This window comes from Methylobacterium sp. NMS14P, from assembly GCF_028583545.1.
GTDB lineage: Bacteria > Pseudomonadota > Alphaproteobacteria > Rhizobiales > Beijerinckiaceae > Methylobacterium.
In genome coordinates this window covers 6023594-6039286 of the sequence record NZ_CP087106.1, presented here as the reverse complement: position 1 = coordinate 6039286, position 15693 = coordinate 6023594, and the positions used below count along the sequence as shown (strand labels likewise).

Below are 15693 nucleotides of genomic sequence, written 5' to 3'. Positions count from 1 at the left end.
CAAGCCTCGTTAACCAAGCTTGGCGATTGTATCGCGGTGCGCGGTTCGATCACGAGTTGTGATGGGGCGAGCGCAGTCGAGCAGGATGCGGCTGAAGGTCGATGGCGTTTTCCCTGTCTGCGTTCCTCGGCGCGTCGCGCCGGCGTGCCGGCCGACCATCCGGCCCCGCGGGGGCCGCGCTCGCGCTCCTCGCCTGCGCGCCGCTGCTCGCCGGCTGCATGTCGGGCCGTCCGCAGAGCGCGGCGCGCTCCGGAGTCGACGTGACGCAGACCGGCTCGGTCACCGAGGGCCTGCCGGCCACGCTGGTCGCGGCCGCGCAGGAGGAGGTCGGGCGCACCATGCGGCTCGGGCTCGCGAATTACCGGCTCAACGTCGGCGACAACCTCGAAGTCTCGTTCCTGATCGACTCCAGCGTGGTCCAGCCGACCTACCGGCTGAACCCGAACGACGAGTTCGACGTCGATTTCCGGACGCACCCGGAATACAACCGTACGGTGATCGTCCGGCCGGATGGCCGGATCTCGCTGCCGGGCAAGAACGGCATCAAGGTCGCGGGCCTGTCGCCGGAGGCGGCCGCCGCGCTGATCAAGAGCACCTACGACGACGTGCTGATCGACCCGGTCGTCACCGTGATGCTGCGCCGGTTCCGCACCGTGACCGACGATTTCCGCGACCTCACCCAGCGGGCCGACATGGGCCGCGTGAAGGTCCTGGCGATCGAGCCGGACGGCAAAATCAACCTGCCGATGGTGCCTCCCGTCCAGGCGGCGGGCCGGACCGTGCACGAGGTCATGGGCAGCCTGAACGTCGCCTACAAGCACCAGCTGGCCTCGGTGACGACCAGCGTCCGGCTCGCGAGCCTCGTCCCGGCCAACACCATGGTGTTCGGCGAGGTCCGCGCCCCGGGCCCCGTCACCCTGCAGGGACCGCGGACCCTCGCGCAGGTCTTGGGCTCGGCCGGCGGCGTCCTGCCGACGGCGGCCGGCGAGGCCGTGCGGATCATCCGCTTCGACGCCGAGGCGGCCGGCAGCGTGCGCATCGTCGACATCAGCCAGCCGGGCCTCGCGGATTCGATCGTGGTGCCGCCCAACGCCACCGTCTACGTGCCGCCCTCGCTGCTGGCCAAGACCGCCCGCGCGGTGGACCTGGTGGTGCGCCAGATCCTGCTCTTCAACGGGACCGGCTTCGGCGTGAACTACATCACCGGCCCGTCCGCCAGCACGTCCACCAGCGCCACCGTGAGGTCCGGCACGTGAGGCAGACTGACCTGACCGCCGCCGACGCGGTCGAGGGCCCGGCCTTCGACCTCCGCGACGCCCTCGCGGCCCTGTTCCGGCACATCCGGCCGGCGCTGCTGATCCTGGTCGCGGCAATCCTCGGCGCCGGGATCTACCTCCTGCTGACGCCGGCCGAGTACACGGCCGACGCCAAGCTGATCATCCGTCTCGGCCGCGAGAAGGCGGGCGCCCCGCTGCAGGGCGGCGCGAACCAGAACTACATGTTCTCCGAGCGCGCGCAGAACGTGAACAACGAGATCGAGATCCTGCGCGACCCCAGCATCGTGCGCGACGAGTTCGCGTCGCTGAAGGCGATCACCCCGACCGGCGACCTCGGTCCGCCCCCGGCGGACTGGATGGACTGGCTGATCTACCAGGGTCGTCAGGCCGTGCGCGGCGCCAAGGCGGTCAAGACCTGGATCGTCGACACGGTGCGGATCCCGTTCGAGGCGGTGGGCCTGCTGCGCCACCTGACCCCGGACGAGAAGCTCTACGAGGCCTATCTCGCGGCGTTCAAGGTCGTCTTCGTCAAGGAGACGGACGTGATCCTCACGGGCTTCACCTGGACGGACCCGCACTTCGCCGCCCAGGCGCTGAACCGGCTGCTCGACGCCTACAAGCGCCGCCACGTCGAGGTCTACGCCGACGAGACCCCGGCCTCGTTCTACCAGAGCAAGCTGGAGCGCGCGCGGGCCGACCTCGCCGCCATCGACGCGCAGCTCTCGACCTACCTCAAGGGCAACAATACCGCGAGCTTCGAGATCGAGCAGCAGAACGACCTCGGCACCCTGGCCGACCTCGCCAAGCAGAAATCGGCGGCGCAGATCGAGCGCGTGGTGGTCGAGACCCGGCTCAAGCGCACCCGCGAGGCCGGCCCCGACCGCTGGCAGCCGACGCCGCCCGACGCCGACCCGACGGTCACGGCCTTCGACCAGCGCTGGGCGGACCTGCGGACGAAGCGGGCCGAACTGGCGGTGCGGTTCCGGCCGACCGCCCCCGAATTCGTCAGCCTCGATCGGGACCTGGCCGCCCTGGCGCGGCAGAAGTACCAGGCGCTCCTCGCCGCCGACACGGCGAAGCTCGCCGTCCTCGCCGAGAAGATCCAGAGCATCACGGGGATCGAGCAGACCCGCCGCCGGGCCGCCATCGGCCAGAGCGACGCGGCGCTGGCCTACGGCCGGCTGACCCAGCAGAAGGGCCTGCTGACCGACGAGATCACCGAGACCCAGAAGCGGATCGACGCGCTGAAGACCGGCACCGGTCTCGACGCGCAGGCCGTCACCTCCTCGGCCCTGGTGGCGCGCGCCGTGCCGCCGCGGCTGCCCTCCGGCCCGAACCGACCGCTGATCCTCGGCCTCGCGGCCGGTCTCGGTCTGCTCGCCGCCCTGGCCTACGTCGCCCTCGCGGAGATCCTGGCCCAGACTTACCGTAGCGCGTCGGAGGTCGCCCGCTCGCTGCGGGTGCCCGTGCTGGCCGCGGTGCCGTTGCAGACAGGAGCCGCCGGATGATCGCCGCCGCCATCGCGCCGAAGATCGATCGGGCGATCCTCGAACCGGCGCTCGTCCAGCTCACCCGGCACGAGTCGCGCGTGCGCCGGGTCGGGGTCACCGCGGTCCAGCCCGGCGAGGGCGTGAGCACCCTCGCCCGCGAACTCGCCGGCGCCTACGCCAGGCGGGGCCGCAGCGCGGTGCTTGTCGAGGCGAACTGGTCCCGCCCGTCGCTGGCGGAGGCCTTCGGCCTGACCGGCCAGCCCGGTTTTGCCGACATCGTCGCCGGCGCGGTGGCCCCGAGCCGCGGCGTCCACGCGATCGACGACAACCTCAGCGTGGTGCCTGCGGGCAGCCCGTCGGCCATCCGCAAGGCGACCCTGGATGACGGGCGCGTCGAGGACTTCCTGGCGCTCGTCGACGACCGCTTCGACCTCGCCATCGTGGATTGCGAGCCGATCACCGAGATCGGCGACGCCGCCGCGCTCTCTCCCTTCGTGGACGGCTTCATCGTGGTGATCGGCGCCGAGCGCACCCGCAGGGCCGTGGCACAGCGCGCCCTCGCCGACCTCAAGGCCGCGGGCGGGGCGCCGCTCGGCGTCGTCCTCAACCGCACCCGGCGGCCGATCCCGAAATGGCTCTACCGGTGGCTCGGGTGAGCGCGGCCCCCGTCCGCGCGCTGCGGGTCCTGCCGCTCGCCGGGATCGGCCTCGCGGCGGCGGCGGGCGCGATCGCCCTGAGCGCGGCGCCGCTGAAATTCGCCGTCGTCGGCCTCGCGGCGGCCTTCGGCGGTGTCGGCGCCCTGATCGTCGGGCGGCTCTATCGCCTGACGCCGCTCCTGCTCGTGGCCCTCGCGGTCGGGCTGACGGTCAAGCTCGACGTCAGCTTCCTCCAGCATTTCGAGGCCGTCGGGCAGTACCTGCCGAGCATCGGCGGCGGCGCCGGCCTGACGGTGAGCGTCGCCCTGCTGGTGGCCGTGGCCCTGATCGTCGCCAAGCTCACGGGCCTCGGTGAGGACGCCCCGAGCCTGCGGCTCGACCGGCCCCTCGTGCTGACGCAACTCGGCTTCCTGGTCGCGGGGCTGCTCTCGCTCTCCAACGCCACCGACCCGGCCTATCTCTGGTTCGACACGTGGCGCTTCGCCGGCCTGCTCCTGGTCTCGGTCGCAGTCTCCAACCTGTCCGAGTCCGACATCCGGACCCTGGCGCTGGCGATCTGCGCCCTCTGCCTCGTCCAGACCGCGGTGGCGGGCCTGCAATTCGTCTCGGGCTCGGAGCTCGGGCTCTCGGTACTGGGCGAGGAGCAGATCGTCGAGGAGAACATCAACTTCTCGGCTCAGCGCCGCGCCGGTGGCCTGAAGGTTCACCCGAACATCCTCGGCTACTACTACGAGTTCGTCTGGCCGCTCGCCCTGGCGCTGGCCCTCTCGCGCGGCCCGCTGCTCCTGCGCCTCGCGGGCGCGGCGGGCGCTGCCTCGGCCCTGGTCGGCGTGGTCCTGACCCTGTCGCGCGCGTCCTGGCTGACCTTCCCGGTCTCGGCCGCCTTCCTGATCCTGCTGGTCTATCGCGACCGTCTGTTCTCCCGGACGAGCCTGATCGTCTTCGGCCTGCTGGCGATCGTCGGCGCCGTCGCCGCGCTCTACGCCGGCCCGCTGATCTGGGAGCGGCTCACCGCCGACGACGGCGGCTCGGCCGCCCAGCGCGGCCCGCTGAACGCCGCGGCCCTCGCGCTGTTCGAGCAGTTCCCGATCTTCGGCGTCGGCCTGAACAACTTCGGCAACCAGTTCGCGGTCCTCGACAAGACCGGCCTGTCCCGGCTCGCCGGATTGTTCGACCGGTCGAACCACGTGGTGCACAACCTGCACATCCTGATCCTCACCGAGGTCGGGATCGTCGGCTACGCGGCCTTCGCGCTGGTCTTCGGCATCGGCATCGCCCGGGGCTTCCGGGCGGCCCGCCGCGCTCCGGTGGGCGATCCGCTCGCGGCGATCGCGGCCGCCTGCGCCGTCGGCCTGATCGCGCACCTGCTGCACGGGCTGGTCGATCCGGGCTTCCGCCTGAACCTCGGCATCGCCGAGCTGCTCTACACCGGCCTCGGGCTGATCGCCGGGGTGCGGGCGGCGCAGCGGCGCAGGGCTGTCGAAGCGTCCCGGGCGGTCGCGTCCACGGGCCTGAATGGCGCGGCGCGCGCTCGACCGGAGCGGAACCCGGCGCCGCGCGGCCCTTCGCGCGCGGCGCCGTCCGGGCGTGACACATCCTTCGCAGCGTACGGAGACCGTCCGTGAGCGCCGTCAGCCTCAGCGTCCTGATCGTCACCTACAATGCCGGCCGGGACATCGAGACCTGCCTGGAACTGCTGGCGGCGAGCCGGGTCGGACGTCCCTACGAGGTGATCCTCGTCGACAACGCCTCGACGGACGGCACACCGGAGCGCGTCGCGAGCGCCTTTCCCTGGGTGCGCGTGGTCGCCGAGCGGACCAATCACGGCTTCGCGGGCGGCAATGCCGTCGCGCTGGAGCACGCGCGCGGCGCCGCGATCCTCCTCCTCAACCCCGACGCGTTCCTGCACGACCCGGACGCGCTCTCGGGCCTCCTGGACCATCTCGACGCGCGCCCGGATGTGGGGGCGGTCGGCCCGCGCCTGACCTTCCCGGACGGGGCGCATCAGGTCGGCGACGCCGGCTACGAGCCGCGCCCGCTCTCGATCCTGGTGCACGCCGCCGGCCTGTCGGGCCGCTTCGGGCTGCGCGGCCTCTACCTCGCCAGCCGCCAGGCCAGGGGTGCGCGGGCCCTCGACGTGGACTGGATCTGCGGGGCCTGCCTGCTCCTGCGCCGCCCGGCGATCGCCGCGATCGGCGGGCTGCAGAGCCCGATGTTCCTCTACGGCGAGGACGTGGATTGGGGCTGCCGCCTGCGCGACGCCGGCTGGCGCGTCGCCTACCGCCCGGACATCGCCGTCACCCATCTCCAGGGCGGCTCGGGAAGCACCCGCTCGGCCCGCTGGCTCGACGGGCTGGCCGCCATCTACAGCCTGCGGAATGCCGGCCGGCCGCTGTCGTCGCCCGCCTTCTTCTCGGGCCCGCTCCGGCTCGGCTTCACCCTGCGGGCCCTGGCCTACGGTCTCGCGGCCCGGCTGCGCGGGCAGCCGGACCTCGCCCGCAAGGCCGAGGACATGCGCAGGTTTGCCGGACACCTGCGCAGTCTTCGTCTCTGACCGCGTGAACCGTCACGGCCGCTTGCGGATGAACACCATGTGGTAGCCCTTGAACGGGCCCGGCGTGAGCCGGAACAGCAGCTCCCAGAACTTGCCCAGGACGATGTTCTCGCCATGATAGAACGGCTGCCCGTCGAAACTGTAGGTGAAGTGCTCGAACCGGTCAGTTGGGAAAAGCCGCTTCCGCGCCGCCTCCGTGTTCATCGTGTAGAGCGGCACGAACGAGTCGATCTCGACGCGCCGCGGCTCGACGAGGCGGAGCACCCGGGCGTGCAGCCGCTTCGGCACGAGCCGCGCCCCGATCCCGACATAGCCCCAGCGGTTCGGCGTCCAGGCGCAGAGCCAGCCGCCGGGGGCCAGCACCCGGCCGAGCTCCGCCGCGGTGACCTCGGGATGCTCGATATGTTCGAGGACCGAGAAGGCCGAGATCAGGTCGAAGCTCCCGTCCGGGAATGGCAGCACCCCGTCGTGACCGATCAGCCGGACCTCGTCGGCCGACTTGTTGCCGAGGACCGCCTCGTCGACGTCGCAGGCGACGACCTGGGCGCAGCGTCCCCGGAAGTCGCCGAGGTGCCGCCGCAATGGGACCGGGTCATCGCTCCACTTGCCGCGCCCCGCGCCGAACTCCATCACCCGCATGTCCGACCGGAGCAGCGCGTTGACGCGCACGATGTACTCCATCCGGTGGTCGTGCCGGGAATAGCCCCCGGCTCCCATCTCCCGGAACAGACGCTGTTCGACCGTGACCATGCTTCAGGCTCCTCTGAACGTGCCGCGCCGGCGGCGCGTGTGAAAGCGGGGGGATCGGGCGGGCGCCCGGCGGTGGCGATCCTCGGCACCCGCGGGGTGCCGGCGGCGCACGGGGGGTTCGAGACCCTGGCGGAGCGCCTCGCGCTGGAGCTCGTGGCGCGGGGCTGGCGGGTCGAGGTCTACTGTCAGGTGCGCGAGCCGGCGCCGCCGACGGTCTGGCGCGGGATCCTGCTGATCCCGGTCGCGGTCCGGGGCGACGGCGCGGTCTCGACGATCGTGTTCGACCTGAAATGCACCCTGCGGGCGGCGTTCCGACCGGCCCTGCCCCTCGTGCTCGGCTACAACACCGCGGCGTTCTCGCTGCTCTACCGGCTGACGGCCAAGCGCAGCGTCATGAACATGGACGGCATCGAGTGGAAGCGCGACCGCTGGTCGAAGCCCGCCAAGGCGTGGTTCTGGCTGAACGAGCGTCTCGGCAGCCTGTTCTCGACCCACCTCGTGGCGGACCACCCGGAGATCGCCAAGCACCTCGCCCGCAGGACGTCGGCCGCCCGCATCACCACCATCGCGTACGGCGCCGACCCGGTGCTGGAGGCCCCGACCGAGCCGCTGGCGAAGTTCGGGCTGCGCCCGCGCGATTTCGGCCTGCTGATCGCCCGGGTGGTGCCCGAGAACCTCGTGCTCCAGATCGTCCGGGCCTGGAGCGAGGTCCGGCCGGGCCTGCCGCTGCTCGTGCTGGGCAAGCTCGCGGAGTCCGACCCGTATCACCGCGCCGTCCGCGCGGCGGGCGGGCCGGACGTGATCTTCGCCGGCGCGATCTACGAGGCCGAGCGCGTGGCCGCGTTCCGCTTCCACGCCCGCTTCCACATCCACGGCCACACGGTGGGCGGGACCAACCCGTCGCTGGTCGAGGCGCTCGGGGCGGGCTCGCCGATCCTCGCCCACGACAACCCGTTCAACCGGTGGGTGGCGGGGCCGCAGGCCCTGTACTTCGGCGACGAGACCGAGCTGCGGCGGGGCATCCTCGGCCTCGTACGGGCCGGGCCGCGCCGCCTCGAGGTCATGGGCGAGGCGTCCCGTCGCCGCCACGCCGAGGCGTTCACGTGGCGCGACATCTTCGACGCCTACGAGCGCGCCCTGCGCCGCCAGCTCGCGCCCAGACGCGAGAGGCGCGAGGCGCGGCCGGCCGTCCGCCGGGAACACGGGCGCGCGTGAGACGGGCATCGGCCGGGCGCGACCAATCCTAGCGGCCACGGCCCGCCTCCGCGCCCCGCCCCCCGCTGCGGAGCTGCCGCTGGGCCAGCATCGTCACGGTGCCGGCCGGGACATCCCGGAGGCTGCAGACCCCGATCCCGACCGTCGCGCCCGCGCCGATGGCGACCGCCCCCTGCACGGCGGCGTGCGCGCCGACCACCGCGCCGTCGCCGAGGCTGGGGCCGTCGGCGGGGAACGGCTGGCTCGGGAAGACCCAGTCCCGCGGCCCGACCAGGGTGCCGGGCAGGAGCGTCAGGTCGGCGCCCCCGGTGCCGCAGAAGGCGACCCGCGCCGGATGCGGCACGAACAGCCCGGGTCCCAGGCGCGAGCCCGGATGCAGGCAGGCGCCCGTGAGCCGCAGGGACAGGTCCGCCACCAGGGCGGCGCAGCGGCGCCAGCCCCGGCCGTGCAGCAGGTGCGCGGTCCGGTGAAGGATCGCCACCTGCATGGCCGGCAGCGTGAGGTGCATCGCGCGCCGCAGACGGGAGGTCGGCTTGCCGCCCGTGGTCTGGCGCAGGACGCGGGCGAAGTCGGCCGCCAGGAGGCGCCTCAGCCCCGACAGCGTGACGTGATCCGTCATCGGGTCGCTCACGCCGCGACGCCCCGGCCGGGAAGCGGCCGCCAGGGCTGCGGCATCACCTCCTCGTCGGCCTGGACGGGCTTGAGGATGGTGGTCCGCGGACCGATCCGGGCCCGGTCGCCGATCGGCACCGCGCCGAGCACGATGGCGCCGGCCTCCAGGACGACGTCGTCGCCCAGCACCGGCAGGCCGGGGCCGCCGCCGATGTCCTGATCGGGCTCCTTCAGCAGGCCGCCGATGGAAGCCTGGATCCCGAAGGCGGCGTCGCGGCCCACGGCGCCGGCGATGACCGTCCCGTAGGGCTGCGGCAGGAACAGGCCGCCGGCGATGCGGCTGGAGGGCGGGATGTCGGCGCCCGTCCACCAGCCGTTCACCAGCCACAGCAGCCACGCCGCCATCCGCCAGCCGCGCTCGTGGGCGTAGCGGGACAGGCGGTAGAGCCAGACCGCGTGGTAGCCCCGGCGCAAGACAGCCGGCCCGCCGCCGCGGCGGCGCCAGTGATCCCGGTCCGCGGCGAGGGCGGCCCGCACCTCGCCCCACCGGAGGCGCCGCCCCGGCTCGGCTTCCGATCCGCGCGAGAGACACAGCTCCGGCCCAGCGGCTGTCTCGGACATACGCAGTCCTCCGGTTTTGCCAACGCGATAACTCTGCAACCATAAATTGAGACTGCGGTTGCAAGCCATACGCAGCCTGCCACGATGCAATCGTAGGTCGCAGTTTTCAGTCAGGCTTCACCGAGAGATGCTTCGCTTGGTAAACCGATTGTCGGGACGGAGGCGCGCCGGCGGGCTGCGCTACGGCGCGAACCTGCTCGGGCAGGCGGCGGGACGCGGAGTCTATCTCGCGGCGGGCTTCGCGGCCTTCGTGATGGTCGGCCATTTCGCCGGCCCGGCGGCGCTGGGCCGCTACGGCCTCGCCCTGGCGATCCTCGCGGTGACGCTGATCGCGGCGGATTTCGGCACCACCCTGACCTTCGGGGCGCGGCTCGGCGCGATCGGGCCGGAGATGCGGGCGGCCGAGTTCGGCCGGATGCTGTCGGCGCGACTCGTCCTCGGTCTCGGAACCGGTGCCGTCCTCCTCTGCGTCCTGCCGATGCTGCCGGACGAGATCCGGCCCGCGCTGGCCCTGGCAGCCCTGCTGATGCCGCTCGCGGCCGCACGCTTCCTCGACGCCCTGTTCCAGGTCTGCGGGCGGCCGGCGTGGTCCGTCTGGCCGTCGCTCGCCAACGCGGCCCTGCTGATCGGCGGGACGGCACTCGCACTCTGGTTGCAGCTTCCGGAGGCGGCGCTCGGTCTCGTGGCGGTCGCCGCCGGCATTGCGTACGGCGCCGTCGGCTTGGCGCTGGCGCTGCGCCTCGTGCCCGCGCGCCCCGCCTCGCTGCCGCACGCCCTGGCGACGATCCGGGCCGCGGCGGGAGTGGGCGTCTCGAACGCCCTCGGCTCGCTCAACGGCCGGATCAGCCTGATGATGCTGGCCGCCTTCGTCGGCGCGGCCGAGCTCGGCCAGTTCACGGCCGGATTCCGGTTCTTCGAACTGGGGGCCGCGGTGGCGATCACCCTCTGCGCGCCGCTGGTGCCGGTCTTCGGGCGCGCGGTCGGCCCGACCGTCGAGGGACGATCGCAGGCCGGCACGGCCGCCCTGCGCGCCCGGGTGCGCGGCGCCCTGGTGCCGATCCTGGCCGCGTCCTGCGCCGGAGCGGTGGCGGCCTGCGCCCTCGCGGACCCGCTCGTGCACCTCGCCTTCGGCCCGGATTTCGGCGGCGCCGTCCCGGTCCTGCGCATCGCCACCGGGATGAGCGTGCTGCTGATCGCCGCCACGATCCTGTTCGCGGGCCTCGTCCCACTGGGCCGGACCGGTTTCGCGGTGCGCGGGAGCGCGGCCGCCTGCGCCACCAACCTCATCGCCTGCACGCTGCTGATCCCCTGGGATCCGCTCCTCGGCGCGGGCCTCGCCGCGCTGCTCGCCGAGGCCGCGATGCTCCTCGTCCTGGCCCACGCCTTCTGGCGGGAGGCCGGACCGCCGCTCGCCCTGGCCGACGTGCCGACCCTCGCCGCGCCGGCCCTCCTCACCGCCCTCGCCTGGGCGGCCGGTCCCGCCGCCCTGGCGTACGTCGCGGTGCCCACCGTCGCAGCCCTCTCGACCGCCCTCGCGGGGTGGCTGTGCCTGCGCCGCGCCCCGACCGATCCCCTCACCCTCCCGCTTCCGGAAGCCTCGTCATGAGCGATCGACCCGTGCTCTCGGTCATCATCCCGACCTACAACCGCGCCGAGACGCTGCGCCTGTGCCTGCGGGCCTTCGACCGGCAGGAGACGGAGGCACCCTTCGAGATCGTCGTCTGCGACGACGGCTCGACCGACCACACCGGGACGGTCGTCAGCCGCGCCGTCGCCACGGCCCGCATCCCCGTTGTGCACCTGCGCCAGGAGAATGCCGGGGCCAACGCCGCCCGCAACCGCGCCATCGCGGCGGCCCGGGGCGACCGCCTCCTCATCGTCAACGACGACACCATCCCGGTGCCGAGCCTCGTCGAGGCGCACCGGCTCGCCCACGCCCGGCGGGGCGGACGGGAGACCGCGATCCTCGGCCGGATGACCATCGATCCGGCCCTGCCGTTCTCGCCGTTCTCCGCGCTGCACCACGACGCCTCCTACGACGCCCTCGCGGGCCGCGACGAGGTCGGCTGGGACGCGTTCCTGACCTGCAACGTCAGCGTCGACCGGCACTTCCTGGAGGCGGCCGGGGGCTTCGACCCGAAGCTGTTCTGGCACGAGGACATCGAGCTGGGCGAGCGGCTGGCCCGGCGCGGCATGCGCCTGTTCTACGCGCCCGAGGCGCTGGGCTACCATCACCACCTCCTCGACGAGGCGGCCTATCTGCGCATCGCCGAGCGCGAGGGTGCGGCCCTGGTGCTGTGGTACCGCAAGCGCCCGGATCTCGTGGCCGATCTCGGCCGGCTCGGCCTGGTCGGACCGCCGCCGCTCGGTGCCGCGGCGCGGCACCGGGTCGCCGACCTCGCGATGCCGCAGGCCCTCCTGCCCGGCTGGCAGATGGCGGCCCGCGCGCTGACGCGGATCAGCCCCGAGGCCGGTCGCAGCGTGTGGCGCCGGCTGTTCCAGCGGCGCAAGCGGCTCGCCATCGCCCGGGCGCTCGCGGCATGAGGCGGCCCCGCACGATCCTCGGCGGCGCCCTGTCGGCGCTGGTCCTGCCGGTCCTGGCCGCCTGCGGCCCGGCCGACGCGCAGGTGCAGCGGAACATCCTGGTGGATCCGGCCGGCAGCGCGAAGCCCGGCTACACCACGGTGGCGCGGCTCGCCGACGTGCCCTTCGCCACCCTCGGTCCCGGCTCGAGCGTGCTGGTCCGGGGCGGCAGCTACGGCGACGTCGTGGTCGTCGGGTCCCGCGGGACCGCGGCGGCGCCGGTGACGGTGGCGGCCGAACCCGGCACGCAGCCGCGCCTGTCCAACTCGGTGGTGTTCGAGAACGCCGCCTACGTCACGGTCACGGGCCTGACCGTGCAGGGCGCGGTGAATTCCGGCTTCATCATCCGCCGGGGATCGAGCCACGTCACGGTCGCGGGCTCGACCGTGTCCCGTTCCGGTCTCGGGATCTGGATCGGCGACGGCGCGGGCGCGGGTCACCGCATCAGCGGGAACACGCTCGCCGACAACCAGACCCACGGCGTGGCCGTCGACGTGATCAACGCGCCCCAGGAGGACCCGAGCTACATCCTCGACAACACCGTGACCGGCAACGGCATCCACGGGATGGAGATCAACGGCTCCGGCTACGTCGTGGAGGGCAACCGGGTCTCGGGCAACGGCGTCGGGATGTCGGGCACCTCCGGCATCCACGTCTACGCCAAGGACGCCGCCCAGGACGCGGGCGACCGCAACACCATCCGGTACAACATCGTCACCGGCCAGAAGGAAACGACCGGCCAGGACGGCAACGGCATCCAGATCGACCAGTGGTGCGACGGCAACATCGTCGCGTTCAACGTCGCGGCCGACAATGACGGCGCCGGGATCAACCTGTTCGACGCCGGGTCCAACACGGTGGTGAACAACACCACCACCGGCAACATGCGCGATTCCGGCGGCAAGCACGTCTATCGCGGCGAGATCGTGCTCGCCTCCGACTACACCAAGCAGGTCGACCGCACGTCGAACAACCGGGTGCTCAACAACATCGCCTACGCGACCCGGCCGAACGTGGCCGCGATCGTGGTCGAGGCGACCACCACCGACAACAACAACGCGATCGGGCCGAACTTCGTCGGCAGCGCCGTCGGCGCCCCGCTCTACCGCTGGGGCACGCAGGCTACCAGCGACGGGGCGAGCCTGCCGCTCAACGGCCAGGGTCCCGACCTCACCGGCGCGCCCGCCTTCCGCGATCCCGCGAGCCCGCTGACCGGCGGCCTCGCGCTGACCGCGCCCCCCGCCCGCGCCGGCATCCCGCTCGGCGCCACCCGCGACATCGCCGGCCGGGCCTACGCCCCCGGCGAGGCCCCGACCTTCGGCGCCTACAGGAGCCCGTAACATGCTTCGCATCGGCATCGACGCGCACGTGCTCACCGGCAAGCCGCAGGGCAGCCGGACCTGGCTCGTGAACATCATCGGGCGAGCCGCGGCCCGACACCCGGACGCCACCTACGTGGTCTATTCCGGCGATCCGGAGGCTTGCGCCCGCATCGTCTCGGGCAACAACATCGAGCATCAGAGGCTGCCCCGCGTGCCCGCGACCGTGCGGCTGACGCTGGTCTGGCCATGGCTGTTCCTGCGCGACCGGCTGGACACGCTGCTGACCACCTACATCGCCCCGCCGTTTGTTCCGGGCGACCGGCAGGTGGTGGTGGTCCACGACATCCTGTTCGAGACGCACCCGGAGTTCTTCCCGTGGTCGATGCGCTGGCGGAACAAGATCCTGACCCGGCTCTCGGCGCGGCGCGCCAAGCTGGTCCTGACCATCTCCGACTACAGCCGCGACTCCATCGCCAACGTCTACGGCATCGCGCGGGAGCGCATCGCCGAGGTGCGCTGCGGCTCCACGCCGCCGCAGGCGGTCACGGAGCGGACGCCGCTCGCCGACGGGCGCCCCTACCTGCTGATGGTCGGCCGGCTGGAGCCGCGGAAGAATCTCGGCCTCGTCCTCGACGCCTTCGCGCGGCTGCCGCAGGGCGCGGCCCGGCTGATCGTGGTCGGCAAGGGCGACGGCGAGCGGCCCGAGACCCTCGACCGCCTCGCCCGGACGCCGGACGCGGTGCACATCGCCGGCATCGACGACCGGGGCCTGTCCGACCTCTACGCCCGGGCCGCCGCCCTGGTCTTCCCGAGCCGCGGCGAGGGCTGGGGCATCCCGGTGCTCGACAGCCTCGCCCGGGGAACCCCCGTCATCGCCTCGAGCCTGACGGCCATCCCGGAAGCCGGCGGCAGCGCGGCGAGCTACTTCGACCCGGACGCGCCCGACCGGGTCGACCGTCTCGCGGAGCTGATGGGCGCGGCGATCGAGGGGCGGCTGCCCTTCGACGCCAGCGCCGCGCGGGCCCACGCGGCGCGCCACGACTGGGACGGGCCGGCCGCTACCTTCGTCGACCTGATGCGCCGCAGCTTCACGGCCCGCACGCATCTCCGCGACCTGATCCTGGCCGCGCCGAACTTGCGGGGCTGACGCGATCCGAGGTCGTCCGTCTGCCTACCGCGCGGCCCCGAGCGCGCCGACGGGAGGATCGACGGGCGCCTCGTCGGCAATGGGATCCTGGATCAGGGTCCAGTAGCCCAGGGCCGCCACCAGGGCGATCACCGCTCCGGTGATGAAGGCCATGGAGAAGTGGCCCGTGCCGCCGACGATGAAGCCAGTCACGGTCGGCGCCAGGGCGCCGCCGATGTAGCCGCCGAAATTCTGCATGGCGCCGAGCGACGCCGTGCAGCTGGCCGGCGCCGCCACGGACGCCATCGCCCAGGCCGCCGACGAGCTCATGTAGACCAGGAACAGCGAGGCCGAGATGCAGGCGATCGCGAGGGTGTCGCTCGGCGTCAGGGCTGCCACCACCGTGAAGGCGGCGGTCGCCACCAGGGAGCCGACCATCGGGATCTTGCGGCTGCGGATCGGGTCGACGCCGCGGCGGGCGAGGACATCGACGACGCGACCGCCCAGGACGCCGCCCAGCACGCCGAAGGCGAAGGGTATCGAGCCGACGAGGCCGGTCTTCTGCAGGGTGAAGTGCCGCTCGATCTCGAGGTAGCTCGGCAGCCACGCCGTGTAGAGCCACGTCATGTAGATGCAGCCGAAATAGCCGACGATCATCCCCCAGCTGGTGCGGAACCCGAAGAGCCGCCGCCACGCGCTCCAGGTGACCGCGCGGCCGGCGTTCGGGGCATCGCCCTCCTCCAGGAAGGCGCGTTCCCCCGGCGTCAGGTCGGTCTCGCGCGGGTTGCGGAAGACCAGGTAGACGATCGCGGCGAGCGCGAGGCCGGCCGCGCCCATGATGACGAACATCGCCCGCCAGCCGAAGCTCACCATGAGGAAGGTGAGCAGCGGCAGGGCCAGGAAGGTCCCGAGCGAGGAGGCGCAGTTCCAGATCCCCGTAGCGGTGCCGCGCTGACGGATGTTGAACCAGTCGCGGGAGACCCGGACGCAGGTCGGGAAATGCGGCGCCTCCCCGACCCCGAGCACGATCCGGGCGCTCACGAACTGCCAGAACGACGTCACCGCGCCGCCGAGCATCTGGCCGAACGACCAGCACGTCAGGCCGAGCGTCAGCGTCAGGCGCGGCCCGAGCCGGTCGGCGAGCGCCCCGGCCGGCAGCTGCGCGAAGGCGTAGGCCCAGAGGAAGGCCGAGAGCAGCAGGCCCATGTCGGGGATCGAGAGGCCGAGATCCTCGCGGATCAGCGGGTTGGCCACCGCCAGGGTGGCCCGGTCGACGTAGTTGACGACGCCCGCGGTCACCAGCAGGGCGAGCGAGATCGTCTGGATGCGGCGCACGCGCGGCGTTGCGGCCAGGGCCATCGTGTCCTCCCCGAATGACGGGCCCCTTCAGGGTCTCCGCGGCCGGCCGGTCCTTCGCGACTCGTGGCGGCCTCGGACCATTCTGCACCGAACGCCGACGGACGGAAGGGCCGCCGCCCCTCGCCTCG

General features: G+C 72.9%; 14 protein-coding genes. 10 read left to right on the top strand and 4 right to left on the bottom strand.

The features are described 5' to 3' along the window. Positions 1 to 101: 101 nt before the first annotated feature. Genes LOK46_RS28765 through LOK46_RS28745 form a run of 5 tightly spaced genes read left to right on the top strand, consistent with a single transcriptional unit; the run spans position 102 to position 5977 of the window. Positions 102 to 1256 carry a polysaccharide biosynthesis/export family protein gene (locus tag LOK46_RS28765; RefSeq protein ID WP_273561700.1) on the top strand — a complete coding sequence of 385 codons (1155 nt, stop codon included), beginning with the start codon at positions 102 to 104 and terminating at the stop codon, positions 1254 to 1256. Then, positions 1253 to 2785: a GumC family protein gene (locus LOK46_RS28760; RefSeq protein WP_273561699.1), complete on the top strand. Its 1533-nt coding sequence runs from the start codon at positions 1253 to 1255 to the stop codon at positions 2783 to 2785. The genes LOK46_RS28765 and LOK46_RS28760 overlap by 4 nt, the downstream gene beginning before the upstream one ends. Beyond that, positions 2782 to 3423 (top strand): CpsD/CapB family tyrosine-protein kinase, encoded by a 642-nt coding sequence (locus LOK46_RS28755; protein WP_273561698.1) that lies wholly within the window; start codon positions 2782 to 2784, stop codon positions 3421 to 3423. Before LOK46_RS28760 ends, LOK46_RS28755 begins: the two co-directional genes overlap by 4 nt. Further along, positions 3420 to 5048, top strand: a complete 1629-nt coding sequence (locus tag LOK46_RS28750) for an O-antigen ligase family protein (protein WP_273561697.1) — start codon at positions 3420 to 3422, stop codon at positions 5046 to 5048. Before LOK46_RS28755 ends, LOK46_RS28750 begins: the two co-directional genes overlap by 4 nt. Then, a complete protein-coding gene (locus tag LOK46_RS28745; protein WP_273561696.1) occupies positions 5045 to 5977 on the top strand; it encodes a glycosyltransferase family 2 protein in 933 nt (310 codons plus the stop codon). Before LOK46_RS28750 ends, LOK46_RS28745 begins: the two co-directional genes overlap by 4 nt. Positions 5978 to 5989: 12 nt before the next feature. On the opposite strand, the gene LOK46_RS28740 is transcribed toward LOK46_RS28745, so the two are convergent. Further along, a complete protein-coding gene (locus LOK46_RS28740) occupies positions 5990 to 6727 on the bottom strand; it encodes a class I SAM-dependent methyltransferase (protein WP_273561695.1) in 738 nt (245 codons plus the stop codon). A gap of 72 nt (positions 6728 to 6799) precedes the next feature. Here LOK46_RS28740 and LOK46_RS28735 point away from each other — a divergent pair, with 72 nt between their 5' ends. Then, on the top strand, positions 6800 to 7942 hold the full coding sequence (locus tag LOK46_RS28735) for a DUF1972 domain-containing protein (RefSeq protein WP_273561694.1): 1143 nt from the start codon (positions 6800 to 6802) through the stop codon (positions 7940 to 7942). A gap of 28 nt (positions 7943 to 7970) precedes the next feature. On the opposite strand, the gene LOK46_RS28730 is transcribed toward LOK46_RS28735, so the two are convergent. Continuing rightward, on the bottom strand, positions 7971 to 8561 hold the full coding sequence (locus LOK46_RS28730; protein WP_273561693.1) for a serine acetyltransferase: 591 nt from the start codon (positions 8559 to 8561) through the stop codon (positions 7971 to 7973). 8 nt (positions 8562 to 8569) lie between these two features. Beyond that, positions 8570 to 9175, bottom strand: coding sequence for a serine acetyltransferase (locus LOK46_RS28725; RefSeq protein ID WP_273561692.1), 606 nt, complete (start codon positions 9173 to 9175; stop codon positions 8570 to 8572). A 148-nt stretch (positions 9176 to 9323) separates the two neighbouring features. Between LOK46_RS28725 and LOK46_RS28720 the strand changes: the two genes are divergently transcribed. The 4 genes from LOK46_RS28720 to LOK46_RS28705 are packed head-to-tail and all read left to right on the top strand — an operon-like array spanning position 9324 to position 14227. Further along, positions 9324 to 10781: a lipopolysaccharide biosynthesis protein gene (locus LOK46_RS28720; protein WP_273561691.1), complete on the top strand. Its 1458-nt coding sequence runs from the start codon at positions 9324 to 9326 to the stop codon at positions 10779 to 10781. Continuing rightward, positions 10778 to 11719, top strand: coding sequence for a glycosyltransferase family 2 protein (locus LOK46_RS28715; RefSeq protein ID WP_273561690.1), 942 nt, complete (start codon positions 10778 to 10780; stop codon positions 11717 to 11719). The genes LOK46_RS28720 and LOK46_RS28715 overlap by 4 nt, the downstream gene beginning before the upstream one ends. Next, positions 11716 to 13098 (top strand): right-handed parallel beta-helix repeat-containing protein, encoded by a 1383-nt coding sequence (locus tag LOK46_RS28710; protein ID WP_273561689.1) that lies wholly within the window; start codon positions 11716 to 11718, stop codon positions 13096 to 13098. The genes LOK46_RS28715 and LOK46_RS28710 overlap by 4 nt, the downstream gene beginning before the upstream one ends. Position 13099: 1 nt before the next feature. Next, positions 13100 to 14227: a glycosyltransferase family 4 protein gene (locus LOK46_RS28705; protein WP_273561688.1), complete on the top strand. Its 1128-nt coding sequence runs from the start codon at positions 13100 to 13102 to the stop codon at positions 14225 to 14227. A gap of 24 nt (positions 14228 to 14251) precedes the next feature. Here the strand turns inward: LOK46_RS28705 and LOK46_RS28700 are convergent, their stop codons facing one another. After that, positions 14252 to 15565, bottom strand: a complete 1314-nt coding sequence (locus tag LOK46_RS28700) for an MFS transporter (protein ID WP_273561687.1) — start codon at positions 15563 to 15565, stop codon at positions 14252 to 14254. Between the last annotated feature and the right edge of the window lie 128 nt (positions 15566 to 15693).